Source organism: Fulvivirga lutimaris (assembly GCF_009711525.1).
Classification (GTDB): domain Bacteria; phylum Bacteroidota; class Bacteroidia; order Cytophagales; family Cyclobacteriaceae; genus Fulvivirga; species Fulvivirga lutimaris.
Genome location: NZ_SMLV01000381.1, coordinates 1 through 25,224 on the forward strand (window position 1 = coordinate 1; position 25,224 = coordinate 25,224).

At 37.6% G+C, this 25,224-nt stretch carries 21 protein-coding genes; 12 read left to right on the plus strand and 9 right to left on the minus strand.

Translation table 11 applies throughout. From position 1 onward, the window contains the following. Nucleotides 1–149: 149 nt before the first annotated feature. Nucleotides 150–1,040 (minus strand): 3-hydroxybutyryl-CoA dehydrogenase, encoded by an 891-nt coding sequence (locus E1140_RS11410; RefSeq protein ID WP_155183432.1) that lies wholly within the window; start codon nucleotides 1,038–1,040, stop codon nucleotides 150–152. Nucleotides 1,041–1,128: 88 nt separating this feature from the next. Here E1140_RS11410 and E1140_RS11415 point away from each other — a divergent pair, with 88 nt between their 5' ends. Then, nucleotides 1,129–1,953, plus strand: coding sequence for a CvfB family protein (locus tag E1140_RS11415; RefSeq protein WP_155183435.1), 825 nt, complete (start codon nucleotides 1,129–1,131; stop codon nucleotides 1,951–1,953). After that, a complete protein-coding gene (locus E1140_RS11420; RefSeq protein ID WP_155183438.1) occupies nucleotides 1,953–2,342 on the plus strand; it encodes a hypothetical protein in 390 nt (129 codons plus the stop codon). Before E1140_RS11415 ends, E1140_RS11420 begins: the two co-directional genes overlap by 1 nt. A 1-nt stretch (nucleotide 2,343) precedes the next feature. Here E1140_RS11420 and E1140_RS11425 read toward each other — a convergent pair whose 3' ends face one another. Genes E1140_RS11425 through E1140_RS11435 form a run of 3 tightly spaced genes read right to left on the minus strand, consistent with a single transcriptional unit; the run spans nucleotide 2,344 to nucleotide 4,396 of the window. Further along, nucleotides 2,344–2,757, minus strand: a complete 414-nt coding sequence (locus E1140_RS11425) for an arsenate reductase family protein (RefSeq protein WP_155183441.1) — start codon at nucleotides 2,755–2,757, stop codon at nucleotides 2,344–2,346. A 53-nt stretch (nucleotides 2,758–2,810) separates the two neighbouring features. Further along, nucleotides 2,811–3,185: a hypothetical protein gene (locus E1140_RS11430; RefSeq protein ID WP_155183444.1), complete on the minus strand. Its 375-nt coding sequence runs from the start codon at nucleotides 3,183–3,185 to the stop codon at nucleotides 2,811–2,813. Beyond that, on the minus strand, nucleotides 3,182–4,396 hold the full coding sequence (locus tag E1140_RS11435; RefSeq protein ID WP_155183446.1) for a sterol desaturase family protein: 1,215 nt from the start codon (nucleotides 4,394–4,396) through the stop codon (nucleotides 3,182–3,184). Before E1140_RS11435 ends, E1140_RS11430 begins: the two co-directional genes overlap by 4 nt. Nucleotides 4,397–4,581: 185 nt before the next feature. Here E1140_RS11435 and E1140_RS11440 point away from each other — a divergent pair, with 185 nt between their 5' ends. The 10 genes from E1140_RS11440 to E1140_RS11485 all read left to right on the plus strand — a co-directional run bounded on the left by E1140_RS11440 (nucleotide 4,582) and on the right by E1140_RS11485 (nucleotide 17,499). Continuing rightward, nucleotides 4,582–5,019, plus strand: coding sequence for a hypothetical protein (locus E1140_RS11440; RefSeq protein WP_155183450.1), 438 nt, complete (start codon nucleotides 4,582–4,584; stop codon nucleotides 5,017–5,019). 169 nt (nucleotides 5,020–5,188) lie between these two features. After that, nucleotides 5,189–7,090 carry a DNA topoisomerase IV subunit B gene (locus E1140_RS11445; protein ID WP_155183453.1) on the plus strand — a complete coding sequence of 634 codons (1,902 nt, stop codon included), beginning with the start codon at nucleotides 5,189–5,191 and terminating at the stop codon, nucleotides 7,088–7,090. 12 nt (nucleotides 7,091–7,102) lie between these two features. Further along, nucleotides 7,103–9,808 (plus strand): DNA gyrase/topoisomerase IV subunit A, encoded by a 2,706-nt coding sequence (locus E1140_RS11450; protein ID WP_155183456.1) that lies wholly within the window; start codon nucleotides 7,103–7,105, stop codon nucleotides 9,806–9,808. A gap of 169 nt (nucleotides 9,809–9,977) precedes the next feature. Then, entirely contained in the window at nucleotides 9,978–12,404 is a 2,427-nt protein-coding gene (locus E1140_RS11455) for a DUF5686 and carboxypeptidase-like regulatory domain-containing protein (protein ID WP_343034231.1), read from the plus strand. 73 nt (nucleotides 12,405–12,477) lie between these two features. Beyond that, nucleotides 12,478–13,509, plus strand: coding sequence for a tetratricopeptide repeat protein (locus tag E1140_RS11460; protein WP_185153539.1), 1,032 nt, complete (start codon nucleotides 12,478–12,480; stop codon nucleotides 13,507–13,509). Nucleotides 13,510–13,521: 12 nt separating this feature from the next. Continuing rightward, nucleotides 13,522–15,447, plus strand: coding sequence for a threonine--tRNA ligase (gene thrS / locus E1140_RS11465; protein WP_155183471.1), 1,926 nt, complete (start codon nucleotides 13,522–13,524; stop codon nucleotides 15,445–15,447). A 115-nt stretch (nucleotides 15,448–15,562) separates the two neighbouring features. Then, nucleotides 15,563–16,126 (plus strand): translation initiation factor IF-3, encoded by a 564-nt coding sequence (gene infC, locus E1140_RS11470; protein ID WP_343034232.1) that lies wholly within the window; start codon nucleotides 15,563–15,565, stop codon nucleotides 16,124–16,126. A 26-nt stretch (nucleotides 16,127–16,152) separates the two neighbouring features. Further along, on the plus strand, nucleotides 16,153–16,347 hold the full coding sequence (gene rpmI / locus E1140_RS11475) for a 50S ribosomal protein L35 (protein WP_155183475.1): 195 nt from the start codon (nucleotides 16,153–16,155) through the stop codon (nucleotides 16,345–16,347). A 94-nt stretch (nucleotides 16,348–16,441) separates the two neighbouring features. Beyond that, nucleotides 16,442–16,789 (plus strand): 50S ribosomal protein L20, encoded by a 348-nt coding sequence (gene rplT / locus E1140_RS11480; protein WP_155183478.1) that lies wholly within the window; start codon nucleotides 16,442–16,444, stop codon nucleotides 16,787–16,789. Nucleotides 16,790–16,878: 89 nt separating this feature from the next. Further along, nucleotides 16,879–17,499 carry an outer membrane beta-barrel protein gene (locus tag E1140_RS11485; protein ID WP_155183481.1) on the plus strand — a complete coding sequence of 207 codons (621 nt, stop codon included), beginning with the start codon at nucleotides 16,879–16,881 and terminating at the stop codon, nucleotides 17,497–17,499. A gap of 44 nt (nucleotides 17,500–17,543) precedes the next feature. On the opposite strand, the gene E1140_RS11490 is transcribed toward E1140_RS11485, so the two are convergent. From E1140_RS11490 to E1140_RS11510, 5 genes are all read right to left on the minus strand, one after another. After that, the gene (locus tag E1140_RS11490; protein ID WP_155183484.1) at nucleotides 17,544–18,926 is read right to left on the minus strand and encodes an SPFH domain-containing protein; all 1,383 of its coding nucleotides are present in this window, start codon (nucleotides 18,924–18,926) and stop codon (nucleotides 17,544–17,546) included. Nucleotides 18,927–19,165: 239 nt separating this feature from the next. After that, nucleotides 19,166–20,464 (minus strand): TolC family protein, encoded by a 1,299-nt coding sequence (locus E1140_RS11495; RefSeq protein WP_155183487.1) that lies wholly within the window; start codon nucleotides 20,462–20,464, stop codon nucleotides 19,166–19,168. After that, the gene (locus tag E1140_RS11500) at nucleotides 20,461–23,520 is read right to left on the minus strand and encodes an efflux RND transporter permease subunit (RefSeq protein ID WP_155183490.1); all 3,060 of its coding nucleotides are present in this window, start codon (nucleotides 23,518–23,520) and stop codon (nucleotides 20,461–20,463) included. Before E1140_RS11500 ends, E1140_RS11495 begins: the two co-directional genes overlap by 4 nt. A 1-nt stretch (nucleotide 23,521) precedes the next feature. After that, nucleotides 23,522–24,595 carry an efflux RND transporter periplasmic adaptor subunit gene (locus tag E1140_RS11505; protein WP_155183493.1) on the minus strand — a complete coding sequence of 358 codons (1,074 nt, stop codon included), beginning with the start codon at nucleotides 24,593–24,595 and terminating at the stop codon, nucleotides 23,522–23,524. Between the two features lie 139 nt (nucleotides 24,596–24,734). Further along, complete coding sequence (locus E1140_RS11510) at nucleotides 24,735–25,169, minus strand: peptidylprolyl isomerase (RefSeq protein WP_155183496.1); 435 nt, start codon at nucleotides 25,167–25,169, stop codon at nucleotides 24,735–24,737. Nucleotides 25,170–25,224: the final 55 nt, after the last annotated feature.

Consider the following 25,224-nt stretch of genomic DNA (forward strand, 5'->3'; position numbering starts at 1 on the left):
CATTAATGGTACTTACTATAATACCATTAATGCATTAATTGTTCAACTAAATAATTGAAAATCAGTACAATTACGTAATTACTAAAATATTAAAAAAGTGTAGATATTACTTGATAAAACAATAGAAAATAAGAACATACTTTTTATTGTTATTTATTAAATCTATCCGCAACAATTAAATCTTTTGTGCCATGACCCCAAGAATAAAATCCACTCCCAGATTTTACACCTTTATGACCTGCTTCTACCATATTTACTAATAAAGGACATGGAGCATATTTAGGGTTTCCAAATCCGTCATGCAGCACGTTAAGAATTGATAAGCAAACATCCAGACCTATGAAGTCGGCAAGTTGTAAAGGACCCATTGGATGAGCCATTCCTAATTTCATAACGGTATCAATTTCTTCAACACCTGCTACACCTTCATATAATGAATAAATGGCCTCATTGATCATGGGCATCAATATTCTATTGGCTATAAAGCCAGGATAGTCATTGACTTCAACAGGTACCTTTCCTAAATTTTTAGACATTTCCATGATTTGTGCGGTAATGCTGTCACTGGTATTATAACCTCTGATGACCTCCACCAACTTCATTACAGGTACAGGGTTCATGAAGTGCATTCCTATTACTTTGTCAGCTCTATTGGTAACTGCAGCTATTTTAGTAATTGAAATAGATGAGGTATTTGTTGCTAAAATTGTATCGCTATCACACGTAGCATCAAGGTCTTTAAATATCTTCAATTTAAGATCAATATTCTCAGTAGCTGCTTCAACTACCAAATCAACATCTTTAACACCATCTACCATGACTGTATAAGTCTTGATATTATTCAGCGTATTTGTTTTATCAGTTTCGCTGATGAGCTCTTTTGTGATCTGTCTATCCAGGTTTTTGCCTATGGTAGCTATTGCTTTTTCTAAAGCGGGTGCTGAGATGTCTATCAATGAGACGTTATATCCATTTTGAGCAAATACATGAGCAATACCATTACCCATTGTTCCTGAACCAATTACTGCTATGTTTTTCATTAAAATCGTGTTTTTCAAACGTTAGAATAGGCTGGCAAATATAAAAAAAAATACCCCCCGAGACAGTATTTGTTGCTAAATTGCAGCCATGCAAATTGGTGAATTTCACGAACTGGAAATTGTAAAGGAGGTACCCTTTGGTGTTTATCTTGCTTCAGAACGAGGCGAAATATTATTGCCTACAAAATACCTTCCTGAAGAAGTTAAAATCGGTCAGACCATAAATGTCTTTTTATATAAAGATTCGGAAGATCGGTTAATAGCAACAACCTTGAAGCCTTTCGGCAAGATAAATGAGTTTGTTGCACTTGAAGTAAGCGATACTGCGCCTCACGGAGCCTATATGGATTGGGGCTTGGAAAAGGACTTGCTTGTGCCTACTAATGAACAGCCTCAGAATTATCATATTGGTGAAATTCATGTTGTTAGGATTTGTATTGATTATAAAACGGATAGACTCATTGGCGTTGGAAAAATCAATGCCTTTTTGGATAATGATTATTCCAAACTAGAAGAAGGGCAGGAAGTTGAAATTTTAATATATTCAGAATCTGAGTTGGGTTACTCTGCTGTCGTTGACCAGGAGTATTCGGGGCTTTTATATAAAAACGAGGTTTTTCAACCTGTAAGAATTGGAGATAAGCTTCGAGGCTATATTAAAAAACTTCGGGATGATGGTAAGATCGACTTGAGATTGGGCCAAGTTGGGGTTCAGGCTATAGATGTTAATGGAGAGAAAATTCTTAAGCTTTTGAAGAATAATGATGGTTTTATTGGTCTGCATGATAAGTCTTCACCTGAGGAAATCATACTCAAGACAAAAATGAGTAAGAAGGCCTTTAAAAAAGCTATTGGAGGTCTATATAAACAGCAACTTATTGAAATCAAAGACACCGGGATTGAACTTAAATAATGAAAGTAGTTGCTTGGCTTTTAGGTTTTGTATGCTTGGTGTTGGTCATTGCTTTTAGTTACACTCAGGAGATTCGTAATTATATATTTCGAGATCAGGTAGTTGTAAGACCAAAAGGTATCTTAATTAAAAGTATTCAGATCAAAAGAGTAGGAGAGCAGGGCTCAGATACTATAGTTGTATTTAAGGATGGCGAGCAGCAAAGGCTCAAGGCCTCAGAGCCAGGTTTAAATAGATTTATTGTTTTTGTTGACAACCAGAAACGGGCTCAGTTTGAACAATTTGTTTCTTCTCCTATTTCAAAACACGATTACGTCTATCAATTGCATAGACAGCAAGACTCGATTTTTGTGGGACTTCAAATATTTGGGCCAGATCAGGCCCGATAAATTATTGTCTTCTCAAATGCGGGGGCACTTTGCTGGTAGAGCTATTCTCAAATTTTAGAATATCTGTTGGCTTCAGGCAGAATACAGCATTGTTTTGATATACAGCAATAGGAGCTTTTAGTAATGTTGGATTATGAGCCAAAACCTCTAGCATTCCGGTCATTGTAAAGTTATTACCTTCAATTTTTGCTTTATAGTCAGCACATGACCTATCCATAATTTCTAAGGGATGAAGGTTTAGCATATTAATCACCTCTTTCCACAATGTCGTAGTAAAATTGTTATTTGAGATATTTACCTCATTAACATTATTAGACACTGACTTGGCATAGGCCCTTGTCTGTTTACCTGTGGTGGTGTTAGGGTCATTGTAAATCAACAATAACTCATTGGGGTGAAATTGTATGCTACTCATGTTTCATTGTTTGATTGAAACAATAAGATAGACAAAAAATATGAAATTTTAAATTAGAATTTCGTTTCGTAAACGATTACCTCCTTTGCCAGGCCGGTTGCGTTGAACCTGATGCTTAAATAGGTGTATTGTTTAAACTCCTGATTATCACAGTTTTTAGGAGTAATGTAGTATATGAAGAACTTCTGACTGCGTTTATAAAGTTCATTTTCATCAGGTCTACCTAATACTGTAACAATCTCATCCTGATTAAGCCCCTTGAGTTGCTCTTTTGCTGCCTCAAGATCATCTTGCATTTCCACTCTAATATTTTGACAAGCTCCTTTATCACTTTGCCAGGCCAGTTCATCAAAGTTTTTGAGATCAATGGTCTTGTCACATGCAAAAAGGAAGATGCTTAAAGCAAACACAGTAAATGTAAATTTCATACTGCTAATTTAGAAGAGTATGGCATCGCAAACATCGAAATCAGGAAATAAACTGTTATCGGGATAAGGAATAAATAGCTGAAACTGAAAAATATGACGGCATAGGTTGCAATTGACGTGAGGAGTAGTACTCTTATGATTTCCGATTTTTTAGCCCATGACTTTTTCTCCATCAAAGCACCAGCATTTACAATGGTTAGAATGATACCTAGCACTGTGACAATCTGGTAGGGCAGCTCCAATTTGGTATAGTTAAACAGAAATACGGCCGTTGCTGCTAAAATCATAATATATTGAAAAAGTACGTAATAGCTTAAAACGCTATTCACAGGAGTATCGTATTTTTTATATGCAGCCTTATCAACCTCTGGCGCTGATTGATAACCTCCTAACTCTTTCGGTAGCCAACCTGGTTTATAAAAAAGGAATTTGAGCTTATTCTTCAATCCCTTGATTTCTTTCCATTGTTTAAACATTTGGTAGTAATGATCAAAATTAACCCAAACCGGATTCCAACTGTTGATGGGTTTGGTGATACCATAAGTTGGTTTTTCTTCTTCCTCTTGAAATGTGCCAAACATTTTATCCCAAATAATAAATACGCCAGCATGGTTTCTGTCTATATATTTGGGGTTTCTACCATGATGCACTCTATGATGAGAGGGTGTATTGAAGATGATTTCAAACCAACCCATTTTTCCAATAGTCTCAGTGTGAATCCAGAATTGGTATACCGTCACTAATGCTGAGACAAAAACGAAGTCTACCGGTTTAAAACCAATAATAGCTAATGGGAAGTAGAAGAAGAAAGTCCATAATATTTGGAATGAACCCTGTCTAAGTGCTACCGAAAAGTTGTAATCTTCACTTTGATGATGAACCACATGTCCTCCCCAAAACAGATTGATTTCATGACTCATACGATGTGCCCAATAATAGAAAAAGTCAGCACCAACGAACAAAATAATAAAGGTGTACCATGTCGATGGCACATCGAACAATGCAAAATATTCATAAACCAAAACATAAGCGCCTACGCCTAAAACTTTAAGAAAGATACCACTAAGCTGTTGGGTTATGCCACATGAAATATTAGTAAGTGCATCACTAAGCCTGTAAAGTTCCTTTTTTGTAATCCACTGAACCACCAGCTCAACTCCTATAAGTAGGAAGTAGATAGGGATGGATAATATGATAGGATTTATATTCATATAAAACGTTCTGCATGCATACTAATTGGTAAAATTAGCTAAAATTGTTCATTTCTTTTACGTCAAAGTCAGGATTATGCAATCGTTGTCTAAAGTTGAGATTGGTGAAGCAAAACAATTACTTTTCACAACACTTTTTTTCTAACGTACTATAGTCCTAAATTGCGGCCAATTTAAAGTTGACTATGAATAAACTCATCAAAGCCTTTTGGTTCTTTACTTTGCTAGCTACACTGGCTACTTTACTTTATACATATGCAGCTATTCCGATAGGAGGTAGCTTATCACTTTTTGATGGACAGAATACTATATCAAGAGAGACAGTATTCAACGTAAGTCTGGCCTTTATCACCATCTGTAACTTTTCGATTTATAGCATAGCGCGCAAGTTTAGAAAAAGTGAAGTTCCTGTGGCTGAATTTCTAGTGGGATGGTTGATGAGTTTTGCTACGGTATTGAACTTCTTCTTTATGAGTTCATTAACTTTTATTCAGTTAGTTAACAGTGGTGAGAACTTCGATTTTTCAAATTTTGGGTATTATATCTACATTACTTTAGGACTAGTAATAGGGTGGGTGGTTGCATTGCCATTTTTTATACTAAATTTAAAAAATAAAGCTTAAACCTTTATTTTATTCCTTAGACTTTAAACTTCTAATTATCTGATATTTAAGGTCTTCCACAGTTATTTTTAATAGTAAAATTTAGAATTTTCATTTCTACTATTCCCTTGAATTAGTCTGAAAATTCGTGTTTCTTCGCTCGTTAACCTAAGTAAATGAATTTCTAATTATGGCTGTTGATCACGTAGAATATACCGAAGATAGTATCAAATCCCTTGACTGGAAAGAGCATATCAGGCTTAGGCCAGGTATGTATATAGGTAAGCTGGGAGATGGTTCTGCTCAGGATGACGGTATCTATGTTTTGGTTAAAGAGATTATCGATAACTGTATTGATGAGCACATGATGGGGTATGGTAAAACCATCGATGTGAAAATCACTGATCACAGAGTAGAAATTAGAGATTATGGTCGCGGTATTCCACTGGGAAAAGTGATAGACTGTGTGTCTAAAATTAACACCGGAGGTAAGTATGATTCTGGTGCTTTCCAAAAATCTGTTGGGCTAAATGGAGTTGGTACCAAGGCTGTAAACGCCCTCTCCACATATTTTAAGGTACAGTCATTTCGTGAGGGGGAAACCAAGGTGGCAGAGTTTGTCAGAGGTGAAGTAACCAACGATGCTAAAGTGATAAAGTCAAGCGGCAGAAATGGTACACTCACTACCTTCGAGCCTGATGAAACTATTTTTAAGAATTACCACTTTATTCCAGACTATCTAAATGATCTTATTTGGAATTATGTATTTCTAAATGCCGGACTTACCATAAACTTCAATGGAAATAAGTTTCATTCCGAAAACGGCCTTAAGGATCTGCTAGAAAGAAAAACTGAAGTAGAGTCACTGCGCTACCCGATTATACATCTAAGAGGCGAAGATATAGAAGTAGCCTTATCTCATTGCAATCAATATGGTGAAGAATATTACTCTTTTGTTAATGGTCAATATACCACTCAGGGAGGAACACATTTAGCAGCTTTTAGAGAAGCAGTGGTAAGAACGGTACGAGATTTTTATAAGAAAGATTTTGATGCAGCAGATATAAGGGCCAGTGTAGTAGGTGCTGTGGCTGTTCGTGTTCAGGAGCCGGTCTTTGAGTCACAGACAAAAACAAAATTAGGTTCTCAGAATGTTGGTCCAGATGGCCCTACAATGCGAACCTTCGTCAATGACTTCTTGAAAACTGAGCTGGACAATTACCTGCATAGAAATAGTGAAGTGGCAGATGCTCTGTTAAAAAGAATATTACAGTCTGAGCGTGAGCGTAAGGAGATAGCAGGTATCAAAAAGCTGGCGAATGAAAGAGCTAAAAAGGCCAATCTTCATAACAAAAAATTACGTGACTGCAGGTTGCATTATGATGACAAAAAGAGCGATAGAGTAGATGATACCATGATCTTTATCACTGAGGGTGATTCTGCGAGTGGGTCAATTACAAAATCTCGTGATGTTCAAACGCAGGCAGTATTTAGTTTGAGGGGTAAGCCGTTGAACTGCTTCAATCTGACCAAGAAAGTGGTTTATGAAAATGAAGAATTTAACCTTCTTCAACATGCCTTGAATATTGAGGACGGTATTGAAGGCCTGCGTTACAGAAAAATTATTATTGCTACAGATGCCGATGTTGACGGTATGCACATCAGATTGCTATTGCTGACTTTCTTTTTACAGTTCTTTCCTGATCTTGTAAAGCAGGGGCATTTGTTCATTTTGGATACGCCATTGTTTAGGGTTAGAAATAAGAAAGAAACAATTTATTGCTACTCAGATGAGGAGCGTAGAGCCGCAATAGCAAAACTTGGTAATAAACCAGAGATCACTCGATTTAAAGGATTAGGAGAGATCTCACCAGATGAATTTGGAAATTTCATTGGGGAAGATATTCGTCTCGACCCAATTATATTAAATAAGGATACGTCAATAAACCAATTGTTGACCTTTTACATGGGTAAAAACACTCCTAATAGACAAGATTTTATTGTTGACAATCTTCGAATTGAGAAGGACGAGGTGAACGACCTTACTATTCCAGTGAAAGAAGAAACAGAAGAACAATTAGCCGAAAATTAATCTCATTGCTGAATGGAAGAGAATAATGAGCCTGTAGAAGGGCAAAATGAGAAATTTGAAAAAGAAGATATAATTCATGATGTCATTCCGGTATCAGGAATGTACGAAAACTGGTTTTTGGAATATGCCTCCTATGTAATACTTGAAAGGGCAGTTCCGGCTATTGAGGACGGTTTTAAGCCAGTACAACGCAGAATTATGCATGCCATCAAAGAGATGGACGATGGCCGTTACAATAAGGTAGCGAATATCATTGGACAGACCATGCAATATCACCCACATGGTGATGCCTCCATTGGTGATGCTATGGTTAACATCGGGCAGAAAGATTTATTAATTGATACACAAGGAAACTGGGGTGATGTAAGAACTGGTGACAGTGCAGCAGCACCCAGATATATAGAGGCAAGACCTTCCAAATTCGCATTAGAAGTACTTTATAATCCTCAAACTACCAACTGGCAACTCTCTTATGATGGCCGTAAAAAAGAGCCCGTCACTTTGCCCGTTAAATTTCCATTGTTACTGGCTCAGGGTGTTGAAGGTATTGCCGTAGGTCTTTCTACGAAAATACTGCCACATAACTTCTGTGAGCTTATAAAGGCAAGTGTTGACATACTTAAAGGCAAAAAAGTTAAGATCTATCCAGACTTTATAACCGGTGGTATGGCTGACTTTTCTGAGTACAATCAGGGACTTAGAGGAGGTAAAATCAAAGTAAGAGCTAAAATTGAAGAGCAGGATAAAAAGTCATTAGTTGTAAAAGATATTCCTTTTGGAACCACAACTACCGGCTTGATTGATTCTATAATCAAGGCTAACGACAAGGGGAAAATCAAGATCAAGAAGGTTGTAGATAACACAGCTAAAGATGTTGAGATACTGATTGATCTGGCTGCTGGGCAGTCTCCGGATATAACCATTGATGCGTTATATGCCTTCACTGATTGTGAGGTGTCTATATCACCTAATGCCTGTATTATTATTGATGACAAGCCTCATTTTATACCTGTAAATGAGATATTGAAGCTCAATACTGATAAAACCGTTGAGCTATTAACAAGAGAGTTAGAAATTAGGCGTGATGAGTTAATGGAGAAGATATTATTCTCTTCATTAGAAAAGATATTTATTGAAAACAGAATATATCGTGATATTGAGGAGTGTGAAACCTGGGAAGCGGTAATTCAAACTATCGACAAAGGGCTTGATCCTTTTAAACCTCAGTTTTATAGAGATATTACTGAAGAGGATATCATTAAGCTGACAGAGATCAAAATCAAGCGTATTTCTAAGTTTGATACTTTCAAAGCCGACGAACTGCTTAGGAGACTTGAAGAGGAGCTAAAAGAAACACTGCATCACCTGGAGCATATTACAGATTATGCCATTGATTACTACAACAGGTTGTTGGAGAAATACGGTAAAGGCAGGGAACGTAAAACAGAAATTAAATCATTTGATTCTATTGATACTTCAATTGTAGCCGCTAACAACCAAAAGCTCTATGTCAATAGAGCAGATGGCTTTGTTGGTTATGGTTTAAGGAAGGATGAGTTTGTTACTGAATGTTCTGATTTAGACGATATAATTGCCATAAGAAGAGATGGCAAGATGATGGTCTCGCGCATATCTGAGAAGACCTTTATGGGTAAAGACATTCTCTATGCCGGTGTCTGGAAGAAGGGTGATGAAAGGATGACCTACAACCTTATCTATCTTGATGGAAAAACAGGTAGATCGATGGTTAAGAGATTTAATGTTACAGCCATTACCAGAGATAAGGAATATGACTTAACTAAGGGAGAAAGAGGCTCAAAGGTACTTTATCTAACGGCAAATATGAATGGCGAAGCAGAGGTTGTAAACGTTAAGTTGACTTCAGGTGCTAAAGCAAGGATTAAGATATTCGACTTTGATTTTGCTACAATAGATATAAAAGGCCGTGGGGCAGGAGGAAATATCCTTACCAGATACCCGGTGAGAAAGATTGAATTGAAGTCAGAGGGAGTGTCTACTTTAAGTGGGCTGGATATTTGGTATGATCAATCAGTTGGACGACTGAATAAGGATGACAGAGGTATCCATATAGGTAAGTTTAATGGTGATGATAATATCCTTGTAATATATAAAGATGGTAGCTATGAGTTAACTTCTTATGAACTAACTAATAGATATGAACCTGACAAGGTCTTGATTATAGAAAGGTTTAGCCCTGATACGGTGATATCAGCCATACACTATGATGGTGACGGAAAGCATTATTTGATAAAGCGATTTAAAGTTGAAACTTCTACAATAGACAAACGTTTTGGTTTTATCAGTGAGGCTTCAGGTTCTAAATTATTGGTAGCAACAACGAAATCAAATGGTAGAGTTGAAATTGAATATACCAGAGGAAAGAGTAAAGAAAAGGAGACTGAAGAAATTAACCTAGACGAGACAATAGACGTAAAAGGGTGGAAAGCACTTGGTAATAGAGTGTCCTCTCATAATGTCAAAAAAGTAACTTTACTTAAGTCTGTAGAACCGGAGAAAACAGAGCAACCAAAAGAAATTTCCGAGGAGGATGAAAGTGATGCAACCTCCGGAAATGAAAAGGCATCTGAAAGAGAAGAAGCAAAAACTCAAAGTGCTAAACCTCAGCCAAGTACCGCTAAACCAAAAGAAGGTGATGCCGGATACAATATTGGCGACACAATTGAGTTAGATTTCTGATTCAAAAGTTAACTATTTTGCTAAAAAGTTGGTTCTAACCAGTATAATTTCAAAATAGATTAATTTACTTTACTACTTAAAAAAGTTACTGTTGATTCACGTGCAGAAGAGAATACTCATATTTATACTCCTACTTATTTCCTTTTGTGGTTATTCACAGAGAACGTTTGTGTCCGGTAAAGTAATTGATGCCAATTCAGGAGACCCAATTCCTTTTGCTAATTTGATTTTTGTTGGTTCTTCAACAGGTACGACTACAGATTTTGAAGGTAATTATAAGATGGATATCGGTTTACCTGTCGACTCGGTGTTGTGTTCCTATATTGGATACTCTTCAAAAACAAAAGTCATTAAAAGAGGAGTCTCTCAAACTCTTAATTTTCAACTAATCGAGGAGGTTACCAGCCTGCAGGAAGTTGTTTTCTACGCTGGTGAAAATCCTGCATTTCCCATCATGAGAAATGTGATAGATAATAAGAAGGCGAATGACAAAACCAGCCTTGATGCCTATCAATACGACAACTACACTAAGATTGAAGTTGATGTTGATAATATCACTGATAGATTTAAGAAGAAGAAGTTTGTAAAGAAAATCACTCAGGTATTAGATAGTGTTGAGCGAATAGCTGGTGAAGATGGGAAGCCGATTCTTCCAGTTTTTATTTCTGAGACACTTTCAGAATACTATTTCAGAAAGAATCCAAAACTCAAGCATGAGAAGATACTTAAATCAAAGATCACTGGAGTTGGAGTTGAAGACGGTTCCCTTGTTTCTCAGTTCATAGGCTCTTCTTTTCAAGAGTATAATTTCTATAACAACTGGCTCAATATTGTCAGTAAGGATTTTGTTTCGCCAATTGCTGATGGCTGGAAGTTGTATTATGAATATGACCTTACCGATAGCGCCATGGTTGGTGAAGATTTTTGTTATAGGCTGGACTTCTTTCCTAAAAGAGATCAAGACCTGGCGTTTAATGGCACCATGTGGATTACCAAACAAGAATATGCGCTAAAGCAGATTGATGTCACTGTAAGTGCCACTGCAAACCTTAACTACATTGAGAAAATAAAGATTCAGCAGGAGCTTGCCCGTACAAGTGCAGGTCCATGGGTGCCAATAAAAAATCGAATTTTATTGGATATAGGTGAGATTACTGAAAACATGGCAGGAGTATTGGCCAAGTTCTATACATCAGCAAAAAATGTTAAAGTAAATGAGCCTCAGGATGCCAAGTTTTATGCGCATCCAATTATTGTGGCTGAAGATTTCAAACTCAATAATAATGACGAATTCTGGGAAAAGAACAGGCATGAGCCGTTATCGGCTTCTGAAATGTCTGTATATAGGATGATTGATACATTGAGGAATATACCGGTTGTTAAAACCTATACTGAGATTCTTAAAATTGCCATTAACGGTTATAAGAAGGTTGGGAAAATTGATATAGGTCCTTATTTAGCATTGTATGCTAACAATACTGTAGAGGGTAATCGCTTTCAATTAGGTTTTAAGACCAATGCTGACTTTAGCGATAAATGGATATTTGGCGCCAGAGCTGCATATGGTCAGCGTGATAAGGAGTGGAAATACAGTGGTTTTGCCGAGCGCATTTTATCACGAAAAAGGTGGACGACTGCCAGGGTAGAGTATACAAGAGATATTGATCAGGTTGGACTGGCAGCTGATGATTTAATAGGCAATAGTGTGTTTTTGGCGGCTACTAAATTTGGTAGACAAATCAGACCATATTACTTCAATCAATTAAAACTATCCACTCAGAGAGAGATATTTAAAGGTTATACACAGAAAATACTATTCAATTTTAGGTCATTTGATCCCATTTATAATTTTGCCTACTACACAGAGCCTGGTCGTACTGACTCACCGATTCGAACAGGTTTTGAAACAGCTGAGATTACTTTAGAATCTCGTTTTGCCAAGGATGAGCTATTCATTCAAAATGATAATGACCGAGTAAGTCTTGGAACACAGAAATGGCCAATTGTAACCGTAAGGTACACCAGAGGTCTTGCCGATATTGTGGGTAGTGATTTTGAATACAACAAACTGGGTATCAATATCAGAAAGGATCTTAGAATGGGACTTTTAGGTACTTCAAATTTCAATATTAGTGCCGAGCATATCTTTGAACATTTGCCTTACCCATTACTCAAAGCACATATTGGTAATGAGTCCACATTTTTTACCACAGCTGCTTTCAACCTGATGAACTTTTCCGAATTTGCTAGTGATAGCTATGCGTTCTTAAGATACAACCATTACTTTGAAGGGTTTATATTGAATAGAATCCCGCTAATGAAAAAGTTGAAATGGCGTCTTGTGGCCACGGGAAACATTCTATATGGAAAGCTCGATAAGGAGAATCTGGCCATAATTCCAGAGTTTGATTTAGAAGGTAATCCTGTCCAATCTATTGGGTCACTTCAGGAAGATAGGCCTTATGTAGAAGTTGGTTATGGCGTTGAGAATATATTTAAAGTTCTGAGAGTGGATTTTTTACATCGACTAACCTATCTTGATAACCCAGATGTCAGTAAATTTGGTATCAAAATCAGTTTCCAATTCATATTATAATTTGAGGTTCACATATTTTCTTCTTTTTTTGTTTCTGTTCTTCTTTTCATGTGAGAGGTATTCTCGCGATCAGATGATTGAGTCTGGAGAGCTTCAGGATGCAGAAAAGGTGCTAGAGTACCTTAATGACATTATTGAAAGAGATCAAAATAATGCTCAGGTCTATTATAAGCGGGCTCAGGTCTACCTAACTATTGGAGATTACAGAAGAGCAGGGATTGACGTTCAGAAAGCGGTAAATCTTAAGTCTACAGATCCAGATTACTATCTTTTAAAAAGCTCAATACTTGATAAAAGAAATAACTCTGAAGAAAGTATAGCTGCGGCACTGCAGGCTGAGCAACGAGGGCTGCGTAATTATCAGTTGTATCGTCTTATGGCCGTCAATTACCTGAAATTGAATGATGCGGAAAATGCTAAGAAATCCATCCAAAGGCTTTTAGACTTTAATAGAAATGGTGAAAACCTGTCATTACAGGCTGATATTTTGTTAGAGCTGAAAGATACAACTGCAGCTATTAGCAGTTACAAATTATCAATTGAGCAGCAGAGCGATCTGATAAAATCATATAGAAGCTTATTTGAAATTTATAGAAACAAAGGAAATGAGGCTCTTGCGGAACAATACGTTGACGCTTTTCTTCAACATGAAGAAGAAAATAAGGAGTTTTTGATTAAAAAAGCAAGACTCTTAACTGCCAGACAATCTTATGATAGTGCACTGACTTTTCTAAATGCTGCCGGGGCGCTTCAAAGTGAAGATTTAGAGGTGCTTAACATTACAGGTAAGACCTACTATTCGCTTCAGAAATACGACACTTCACTGCTCATTGCCGAAAGGAGTTGGGAGATTGATAGTTTGTTTGTTGACAACGCATTATTAAAGGCCAGATCACTAGATAAACTAGGAAATTATGCTGAAGCTCAGGAAGTTTATACTAATTTGGTGAAATCTGATTCTACTTTAGTCATAGCTTCTGAAGAACTGGATATATTGAATAGAAAAGTTGCATATTTGTGGCGTTTGAAACAGCAGGAGGAGGCTTTTGAAAGTATCAGAAACAGCCCTCCGCCAGCCGTGGAGAGGAAAGAAATCAATAATTAATAAACTATTTTAATGATCAAAATTACCTTACCGGACGGTTCCGTTAAAGAATTTGAAAAAGGAGTGAGCAGCCATGATATTGCGATGAGCATTAGCGAAGGGCTAGCCAGAAATGTATTGTCAGCAAAAGTAAATGGTGAAGTTTGGGATTCTACCAGGCCTATAACCACCGATGCTACGGTGCAACTTCTTACATGGAATGATCTAGAGGGTAAATCTACATTTTGGCATTCATCGGCTCACGTGCTAGCTGAGGCATTGGAAGAGATTTATCCAGGAGTGAAGTTCGGTATAGGACCACCTATTGATAATGGTTTCTATTATGATGTTGATTTGGGTGATCAGGAATTTGGTGAAGATGATCTGGCTGCAGTAGAGAAGAAAATGCTGGAGCTAGCCCGAAATAAGAATGAATTTGTAAGAACTGATGTAAGCAAGGCAGATGCTTTAAAGTATTTCAAAGAGAAAGATGATGAATACAAGATTGAGCTGATTGATGGCCTTGAAGACGGCACAATAACTTTTTACCAGCAAGGAAATTTCACTGACTTATGCCGTGGGCCTCATATTCCTAATACAGGGATTATAAAAGCGATAAAGCTGATGAGCGTGGCTGGTGCCTATTGGAGGGGTGATGAAAAAAGAAAGCAGCTCACAAGAATATATGGGATCACTTTCCCTAAGCAGAAGGAGCTTACTGAGTATTTAGAAATGCTTGAGGAAGCTAAAAAACGTGATCATAGAAAGTTGGGTAAGGAGCTGGAGCTTTTTACATTCTCAGAAAAGGTAGGCCTGGGTTTACCTTTATGGTTGCCAAAGGGTACTATACTTAGAGAACGTCTGGAGAATTTCATGCGCAAGGCACAAGTAAAAGCGGGTTATGACCCGGTTGTAACCCCTCATATTGGTTCTAAGCAGTTATATGTTACTTCTGGTCACTATGAAAAATATGGCGCAGACTCTTTTCAACCAATAAAAACACCGAATGAGGATGAGGAATTCTTGCTGAAGCCAATGAATTGCCCTCACCATTGCGAGATATATAAATCAAAACCAAGGTCTTATAAAGACTTACCGGTTCGTTATGCAGAGTTTGGGACGGTTTATCGTTACGAGCAAAGTGGTGAACTTCATGGTCTTACCAGGGTTAGGGGCTTTACGCAAGATGATGCTCACATATTCTGTAGACCAGATCAGGTAAAAGAAGAATTTGTTAAGGTTATTGACCTCGTTCTTTATACATTTAAGGCACTTGGTTTTGAAAACTATACGGCTCAGGTCTCCCTAAGAGATCCTGATAATAAAGAGAAGTATATCGGTGCTGATGAACTGTGGGAACGTGCAGAGAGAGAGATTCAGGAAGCAGCTGATGAAAGAGGACTGTCAACAGTAGCAGTGCAGGGTGAGGCGGCTTTTTATGGCCCCAAGCTTGACTTCATGGTTAAGGATGCTTTGGGCAGAAGCTGGCAGCTTGGAACTATTCAGGTAGATTATACATTGCCAGAGAGGTTTGAGTTGGAGTATACTGGAGCGGATAATCAAAAGCACAGACCTGTGATGATTCACAGAGCACCTTTTGGTTCAATGGAGCGATTTGTAGCTGTATTGATTGAGCATTGTGGAGGAAACTTCCCATTATGGCTATCTCCTGATCAGATTGCGATATTGCCTATTTCTGAAAAATATCAGGATTATGCTCAAGAGTTGCATACTACACTCAGCGAAAAGGATATTAGAGGATTCCTTGATAATAGAGATGAGAAGATAGGAAGGAAGATAAGAGATGCAGAGGTTATGAAAGTGCCTTTTATGTTGATAGTGGGAGAAAAAGAAGCGGCTGAAGGCAAAGTATCAGTTCGCAGGCATGGTGAAGGAGACCTTGGGTCCATGTCGATTGAGGATTTTATTGGTCATTTTGAACAAAAAAGCGCATTATAAATAAATTAATTCACTGATTTGAAAGGCGATAAATGCAAGTACAGGTTGATATATATAAAATATATACTCATATTTGCAGACTGTTTTTTCAAGGTAAAACTAAAAGGAGGTAACAATTAGTAAACAAAGATTTCAGAAGAGAGGGTTTCGAGGGAGAGTAGAAGAGCCCTACCGAATCAACGAGCTTATCACAGCAAAAAATGTGAGAGTGGTTGGTGAGAATGTCGAAGTAGATGTATACCCTGTTAGTAAGGCCATTCAGTTGGCTAAGGAGCAAAATTTAGACTTAGTGGAGATATCTCCCAAAGCAGACCCACCGGTTTGTAAAATTATTGACTACTCTAAGTTTAAATACGAGCAGAAGAAAAAACAGAAAGAAATTAAGGCCAAGGCACAAAAAACTGTAATCAAAGAGATTCGTTTTGGCCCTAATACTGAAGAGCATGACTTTAACTTTAAGTTAAAACATGCGATTAACTTTCTTGATGAGGGTGCTAAGGTTAAGGCCTATGTGCACTTTGTAGGAAGAACTATCGTGTTTAAAGAACGCGGTGAGATTTTGTTGTTGAAGTTTGCTCAGGCTCTTGAGGAGTATGGTAAAGTTGAACAACTACCAAAGTTGGAAGGTAAGCGTATGATTATGTTTTTAACGCCAAAGCCTTCGACTAAAAAGAAATAGAATACAGATCGAAAACAAATTATAAAATGCCTAAAGTAAAAACTAAATCAGGAGCGAAGAAGAGATTCAAGCTTACAGGTACTGGCAAGATTAAAAGAAAGCATGCTTTCAAAAGCCACATCCTGACGAAGAAGGAAACAAAACAGAAGAGAAATCTTACTGGCATGACCGTGGTCCACAAGACTGACGAGAAGAATGTAAAATTAATGTTGAATATCTAGTTATTCGACAAGGTTCAAATTATTCACCAGGTTAATTGGCAATAAAAGATTCTATGTAACAGTAGAGCGCCACTAACCAAAAACAATTAAAGAAATGCCAAGATCAGTTAATCACGTAGCTTCAAAAGCTAGAAGAAAAAGAATCCTTAAAGCCGCTAAAGGTTATTGGGGAAGAAGAAGTAATGTTTGGACAGTAGCTAAAAATGCTGTCGAAAAAGGTTGGGGTTATGCTTACCGCGATAGAAAAGCTAAGAAAAGAGATTTTAGAGCTCTTTGGATTCAAAGAATCAATGCAGGTGCTAGAATGCACGGCATGTCTTACTCTCAGTTGATGGGTAACCTTAAGAAAGCAAATATCGATCTTAACAGAAAGGTATTGGCTGACTTAGCAATGAATCACCCAGAAGCTTTCGAAGCAATTGTAAAGAAAGTAAGTAAATAAATTACCAACCACGATCTGTATTATTAAAAACCCTTCAGAGTACTGAAGGGTTTTTTTATGTCTAACCACTTATAATTAAGCTCAATAACATGATTAGAAATTTTACAACTGCACTTTTTATCAATTTTTTAATGTCAGTATCAATAGTTTCATTTGGTCAAACGGAAAAGGGTAATATGCTACTTGGAGGTGGTATTGACCTCGGAAGTACTACTTACAGATATGACAATTTTGAAGATCAAAAAGTGTTTTCATTAAATATCAACCCTGGATTATCCTATTTGCTGACTGATAATGTAGCTCTTGGTATTATTCTGCCAATTTCTTTTTCTAATCAAACACAAAATGGTTTAGCAGACAGGAAGTCTCAAAGTTTGGCCTTTGGACCTAAACTTAGGTACTATATTCCTTTTGATAGGTGGGCAGTTTTTCCAGAAATAGAATATACAATGGGAATTGGACAATTTGATACATTTATATTTGACACAACAGCCGGAGGTTTAATATTGAGCAATGAAAAGTACTCAACATCCAATTTAAGTATTGGTGCAGGCCTAACTTACTTTTTAAGCCAGAGTATTGCTGTAGAATCTATTCTCTCCTATAATAAATCATATACAAATTATGACAGTGATGGTCTTTCTGACCTAGAAACTACTTCTATAGGATTCGGAGTGGGCTTTCAGATTTATTTTCAAACAAAGAAATAATGAAAATGGCCCAGACTAAATAGGTGCCTGGGCCATTTGTGTAATTAATTGCCTCCCTTACCGGTCTTGATCGACTGTTGCGCCATCATCATGGTTAGCATTTGCTGTAAGGCATCTTGATTACTCTTTCCTGTACCATTACTTCCTCCCATATAGATTTGAGGGAATTTAACACCATCAGGTCCTGCGAGCTTTTCAGCTACACCTACAGAGGTTTTATATTCCCATTCAGCTCTTTCTTGGGGTGTAAGACCAGCTTGTACCAGTTTGGTATTTTCGTATGACTGAGCATCAGCAGCCACTTTCTTAGCTGCTGATTTGAGCTTTTCGGTTTCAAGTTGTATCTGAGCTAGTTTCTTATTGGTTTCTTCCTGTTTCAATCTGGTTTCTATTTCAATTAGCTTCTTAACCTGTTCTTTTTCCTGATTTGCACGCTCTGCTGTCTTGTCTCTTTCACCCTCAGCTAGTATACGCTGCTGCTCGGCCTTGGCGGTTTCTATCTTTTCCATCTCAATTCGCTTTTGTGCAGAGATGTCTCTTTGTGCTTCAAGTCTTCTTTTGAAAGCGTCTTCTAGGTCAACCTGATCTACAATTACCTGAGAGACTATAATATTGTTCTTGGTAATGTCATGATCAATTCTGACAGGGGTGCCAGTCTTATCCAATCTTTTGTTTACTTCATATCGTGTTCTTATATCTTTAATGATCCTTTCTTCAGCTTGAAGACTAGCGTATATGGTGTCATAATACTCTTTTTTCTCTACGGAATATCCACCATTCTTTAATTGCTCATCTAGCGTTTGTCTAAAGTCTGCAGCAGAACCTGAAATATAGTCTTGAGCGGCAAACATATAGCCTGTATTAATCACCTGTTCTTTCACAGTAGGCACTAATGTATTGTTTACCAGATTTTTGGGATGTCTGAATTCTTCTGCCAGCTTAATAAAGGATGGTTCGTCCTGTGGCATTTGCATACGAACAGAGATGTTTACTTCTGCTGTAACCTGATCGATGAACCTTATTGGAATTCCATAAGGAATAACACCTTCAATTCCTTCTTCTGATTCCCCTTCAGTCAACACTTTAATATCAAAGAATTTTTGCCATTCCTGAACTTTAGATAAAGGAGTTATGAATTTAATGCCAGAAGAGAAAATGGCACTCTTTGTACCTGTAGGAGATACTATGTAATACTGATGCCCTGGACTCGCATAAAAAATAAATGAACTGTTGAAAATGAATATGATTCCGATCAAAGAAATGATCATACTTCTTCTAGGGGTAAACCATAAAAGCAGCTTCTTGCCAGGCACATTAATATCCTGACTGGCTCCGACTACCATATTTTTTCTAAGCTGGTAGCTAAAGCCCATTAATACAAGTGCTCCTAAAAGTAGGATGACACCCATAAAGGTAAAAATTCCCATTGGTTGTTAATTTAGGTTGAAAAAGAATTAATAGCAGTACAGAAAACAAAACTTCAAGACTCTATTATCAATCTTAGACTTCAAAAGAGTAGTGGTAGTATGGTTAAACACTGCACTTTAAATATTAAACAAACGGCAAATAAAGTGAAAAAAGTAATATTATTACTGTGATTAGGCCTAAAATAAATAAGGGTAGAATTATTATTAATTCTACCCTTATTCAAAATATTGATAATGAACTAGTTAATAGTCTGTCCGCTCAAGTATTTAAGCTCAATGGCCGCTAGTTTGGCATTAAAGGCCGCATTCTGAAAGCGTAATTCTGCATTAAGAAAATTCAATTGTGCTTCTCTTAACTCTAGAGGAGTTGATAGACCTATTTCATAGCGTTCCTTAGAAATTTCGTTGTTCTCTCTGGCTACATTGAGGTTCTCACGTTCTAGTGCCATTAGGTCAAGACTGTTGGTATAGTTTGAATAACCTTGTCTGATTGCAGTTTTAAAGTTTATTAATTGATTGTCATATTGATAAGTGGCTATATCTCTTTGAATACGCGCATTTTGAATCTGACGATTGACATTAAATCCATTAAAAATTGTCCAACTAGCGGTTAGGCCATAGTTGATATCATCTGATGTATTTACAATAGCAAATCCAGCAGGAGATTCAGACTTAGCATGTGTGTAACCAGCAAAAACATTGACCCTTGGCAACATGTCACCTTTGCTTATTTTTTCATTGTATTGAGCTATGAGTTCTTGCTGTTTCAGTGAGGTGAGTTGGGGGTTTTGCACTGACACTCCTTCTAACAATTCTTCCAAGTTGACATTGTTCTCGGTATCGAGATTATATTCAAGCTGGAAGGTATCCAGTTCAACGCTTAGCAGTCTAGATAGCTCTAGTTTCGTAGCTTCTAAAGTTTGCTGCTGTGTCAACTGCTGTGATTTATCTGCATTTAAATCTACCTGAGCTTGTAAATACTCAAGCTTTGATGCTTTACCTAGCTCGTACTTATCTTTGGCTACTTGAAGCCTTTCTTGCGAAAAGAAGACATTACTATCATATAAATTGAGGCGCTCCTTTTCAAGCGCAGCCTGGTAGTACGTAGCAGAAATATTATAAATGATAAGTTCAATATCAGCCTTTAATGATTCCTCACTCTGAGATCTAAAAGTATTGAGTTGGTCATATGAAGCAAACATCTGAAACCCATCAAATATTGTCCAGTTCAGTGAAGCACCATAGGAGGTACGCTCATTTTTGGCACCTGTTTGAGACTGTTCAAGCCCTGAAGCTAGCGTTCTTTCAAAATCCTGTGTTCCAAAGCTCTTGTTAAAATCAAGGGTAACCATAGGTAAAAAACCTGCATTGCCCAATGTATAGTTGTTTTCAGTTATTTCCTGATTGCTTTTTGATACTTTTATACCATAATTATTATCAAGAGCTATCTCTATAGCTTGCTCCAGAGTAAGCACATCCTGAGCCATCAGACTAAAGGGAAGTAAAAATATCAGTATAAATACTCTCGTCAATCTCATACTCTCGCTACTCTTTTTTGTGTACTGGTGATATAACTGTAAATCGCTGGAATTACAAACAACGTAAGTATTGTTGCGAACAACATTCCGCCTATAACTGCAACACCCATAGATACCCTACTTTCAGCACCTGCGCCTAAGGCCAGTGCAATGGGCAGAATTCCTAAAATGGTAGATAAGCTGGTCATCAAAATAGGTCTGAATCTTGACTTGGCTGCACCAACAATAGCTTCATGAATCGACATATCTTGAGCTTTTCTTTGGTTAGCGAATTCTACAATTAAAATTCCATTTTTTGTTACCAGGCCTATCAGCATGATAATTCCTATCTGGCTAAAGATGTTAAGTGTTTCTCCAAAGAAGTACAGCGATAGGAGTGTGCCTGCCAGTGCTAGAGGAACTGTAAACATTATAATTAAAGGATCTCTGAAACTTTCAAACTGCGCTGCCAATACCAGGTAGATTAGAATAAGTGCGAAAGCGAAAGCAAAAAATAGGTTGCCTGAGCTTTGCATAAATTCTAAAGAACTTCCTGTCAGTGCTGTTGTAACACTTCCATCTAAGACTTTTTGAGCTACCTCATCCATAGTGTTAATGCCATCACCAAGACTGTAACCTTCAACTAGAGATGCAGAAACTGTAGCTGATGCAAAGCGATTGTAACGATACAGCTGAGGTGGAGTTGTACGCTCTCTTAGTGTTACCAAATTATCCATCTGAATCAATTGATTTTGATCATTTTGGACATAAATTGACTTGAGATCTAAAGGGTCATTTCTATCCTCTCTTTCAACCTGACCAATAATCTGATACTGTTTTCCATTTTTAATGAAATAGCCAAAGCGTTGGCCACTTAGCGATAGCTGAAGTGTCTGAGCAATATTTCTAACAGAAACGCCAAGGTCACGCGCTTTTTCCCTGTCAATATCTATACTTATCTCAGGCTTGTTGAATTTAAGGTCGACTTCAACAAAATCGAAGACCCCTGTTTTATTGGCTTCTTCTAAGAAGGCTGGAATAACTTCATTGAGCTTGTCAAGTGTGCCTGCTTGCAATACATATTGCACAGGCAAGCCACCTCTTCTGTTTCCAATAGTCTGAGGTTGAGTTACAAACGCTCTTGCTCTAGTGTTTTCTGCAACCTTAGGCTTAAGGGCATTAACAATTTCTGTTTGGCTTCTTGTTCTTTGATCTGCATCTACAAGATTTATGACAGCAAAGGCAGAGTTAACGCTTGATGAAGCTCCAAATCCAGGAGAGGTTATGGTTAATATAGAATTGTTTTCAGGAACCTCTTGCAACAGCATACCTGTAATTTGATCTATATAAAAATCCATATACTCAAATGTGGCGCCTTCAGGTCCTGTTGCATATACCCTGAAATTTCCGCGGTCTTCTAATGGTGCCAGCTCTTGCTGAATGTTATTGATTAATGCATATATACCTAAACCTGAAAGTATGATAATGACAAAGGCCAACCATCTGAATTTCATGAACTTACCGAGTAGGTTGGCATAGCTATCATTCAACCAAACAAAGAAGGGCTCTGTTTTAGCATAAATCCATTGTTGTTTCTCACGTTTCTTAAGCATTTTGGAGCTTAACATAGGTGTTAGCGTCAAGGCTACAAAACTTGAAATAATTACTGCTCCCGCTACAGTAACACCAAATTCTCTAAATAGCCGGCCAGTTAACCCATCAAGAAATACAATGGGAAAGAATACAGAGGTAAGGGCCACAGTAGTACTGATTACCGCAAAAAAGATTTCTTTAGAACCATTCTTAGCTGCTTCTTCTGGATCTTGACCGCCTTCTATTTTACTGTAAATGTTTTCTAGAACAACAATGGCATCATCCACTACTAACCCGATAGCTAATACAATTCCTAGTAATGTCAACACATTAATTGAAAAATCGAAAGCATACATTAGGAAGAATGAGCCTATTAAGCTGATCGGTACAGTAACAATTGGGATGAATGTTGTTCTCCAGTCACGCAGGAAGGCGAAAATAATAAGTGCTACCAGCGCAAAGGCCACATAGATGGTTTGCTCTACTTCATCAATAGAATCAGCTATGTATTCTGTATTGTCAAATGATATTTGTGTCTCGATATCATCAGGTAAGTTTTTTCTGATGGCCTCAAGTCTGGTGTAGAACTCTTTAGATATCTCAAGGTTATTTGATCCTGGTTGTGGTCTAAGGACCACAATTACCATAGGAATTCCATTGTTCTTAAGTATTGATCGATCATTTTCGGGATAGAACTCCGACCGCCCTACATCTCTAAATCGGATCACACCGTTTTCATCTTCTCTAATGATCAGGTTATTAAACTCTTCAGGGCTGTTTAGCCTTCCTTGGGTTCTTACAGAAAGCTCCGTGGCACTACCTTCAATTCTTCCAGACGGTAGTTCTAAGTTTTGAGTAGAAACAGCATTAAGGATACTTACAGGGGTGATTTTATAGGCAGCTAGCTTATCGGGATCCATCCAAAGTCTGATAGAATATCGTTTATCTCCCCAAATATCGACCTGGCTAACTCCAGCGATGGTTTGAAAATTCTCTTTGAATAGATTCTCAGCTATTTCCGAGATCTCTAGTAGGTTTCTCTGCTCGCTAAAAACCCTAACGCCCATAATTGGAGAGCTATCCGCGTCAGATTTGGATACTACCGGAGGCTCGGCATCTGCCGGTAAGTTTCTTACTGCTCTTGATGTTTTGTCACGCACATCATTTGCCGCTGCCTCTAAGTCACTGTCTATGCTAAATTCAACTCTTATTGTGCTTCTTCCATCCCTTGAAGTAGAAGTTAGTGATTTAATACCCGCAATTCCGTTAATTGACTCTTCAAGAGGCTCTGTAATTTGGGTTTCAATAATTTCGGCATTTGCTCCTGGGTAGGAGGTGGATACAGAGATTACGGGAGGGTCAACACTTGGGTATTCACGCACGCCAAGAAAGTTGAATCCCACTATGCCCATTATGATAATGAGCAATGACATTACTATCGCCAATACCGGGCGCTCAATACTTACACTGGATAAACTACTCATGCTAGTTGCTAATTAAGTTTAAGTCAACTTCCATAGCTGGTTGAAGTTGTAAGATCCCTGTTGTTATAACTGTGTCTCCGCTAACCAAACCACTGGTAACCTGAATTTTATCCGCCATGCGAATACCTGTTTCAATACTTTTAGATTCTACCTTGCCATTTACCCTGACAAACACCTTCTTGCCATTCAGTTCAGGTATAACAGCTTCGGTTGGAATAAGTAGTGCCTCTTCAAAAGTAGATATCGTTAAATTGATTTTTGCAAACTGACCAGGAAGTAGTTTATTTTCTTTGTTATCACTTAATGCTCTAATGCTTATCGATCTGGTTTCGGGATCTATCTGAGGTTCTATCGCAAATATTTTTCCTTCAAACACTTCATTTTCATATCCATCAATTTCGAATTTGATGACATCATCTACTGTTACTTCTGCAGCATACTTACCCGGCACTGAGAAGTCTATTTTGATAGGGTTAATGCTATAAATGGTCACAAGCTCGTCAGAAGAGCTTATGTAACTTCCGTTACTTACTTTTCTTAAACCTGCTATACCATCAAATGGAGCTCTTATTTGGTGCTTTTGAAGTTGTACTTCTTGTACCTTTATTTCTGCCAGAGTAGTATTAAGAGTCGTTAATGCAGTTTCATACTCTTCCTGACTAATAGCTTCCTTTTTTAATAATTGCTTTTGTCTGAACTCATTGTCGTTGTTCAGCTTCTTGGTGTAGTTCAGCTTTTCAATCTCTGCACGTATTTCTGAGTCATTCAGTTGAACCAAAAGCTGACCTTTTCTAACTGGCTGTCCTTCTTTAAAGTTTATCTGTGTGATTCTACCAGAAACTTCAGGTTTTAAAACAACAGATTCGTTGGCTATCAAAGAGCCCGTCACCCTTAGGTCATTGTCAAGCTTTTGATTTTCTACAACCAAAGCATTAACCGTCAATTTTGACGGGGCAGAAGTTGTCTGAGCAGGTGTAGGTTCATCACCAGAGCTTGACCACTTTGGGTAAAATATAAACCCGAGAGCAGCCAGTACTATTACCGCAATGATGACAGTTTTTCCAGTAGTATTCATAAGTATAAGTTGACTACAAAGTAATGCATAAGTACCTGTTAATGTTTAACCATTCATATAATTTAACGCAAATGGAGGGATTGCAAACAAAAAAAGCCACTGGTGTTACCAATGGCTTTTTTAAGTGAAATAAGGATAATTACTTATTTATAACCACTTTCTCGATAACATCTCCTTGCGTTATTTTATCTATTACATCAAGGCCATCTACCACTTTTCCAAAACAGGTATGGTTTCTGTCAAGGTGAGCGGTGTTATCACGGCCATGGCAAATGAAAAACTGACTTCCACCAGTATTTCTTCCAGCGTGTGCCATTGACAATACTCCACGGTCGTGAAATTGGTTATCACCATCTAATTCACAGTCAATCGAGTATCCAGGACCGCCAGCACCAGTACCATCTGGGCAGCCACCTTGAATAACAAAGTTTGGTATCACTCTATGAAAAGTTAAGCCATCATAGAATCCCTTTTCTGATAGCTTGATAAAATTATCTACTGTATTGGGAGCATCCTTATCAAAGAATTCTACCTTCATTGTTCCCTTGGCTGTTACTATGTCTGCTGTCTTCATAAATTCAAAATCTAATAATCAATAGGCAAACCTATCAAAATTCTGTGTTATATTT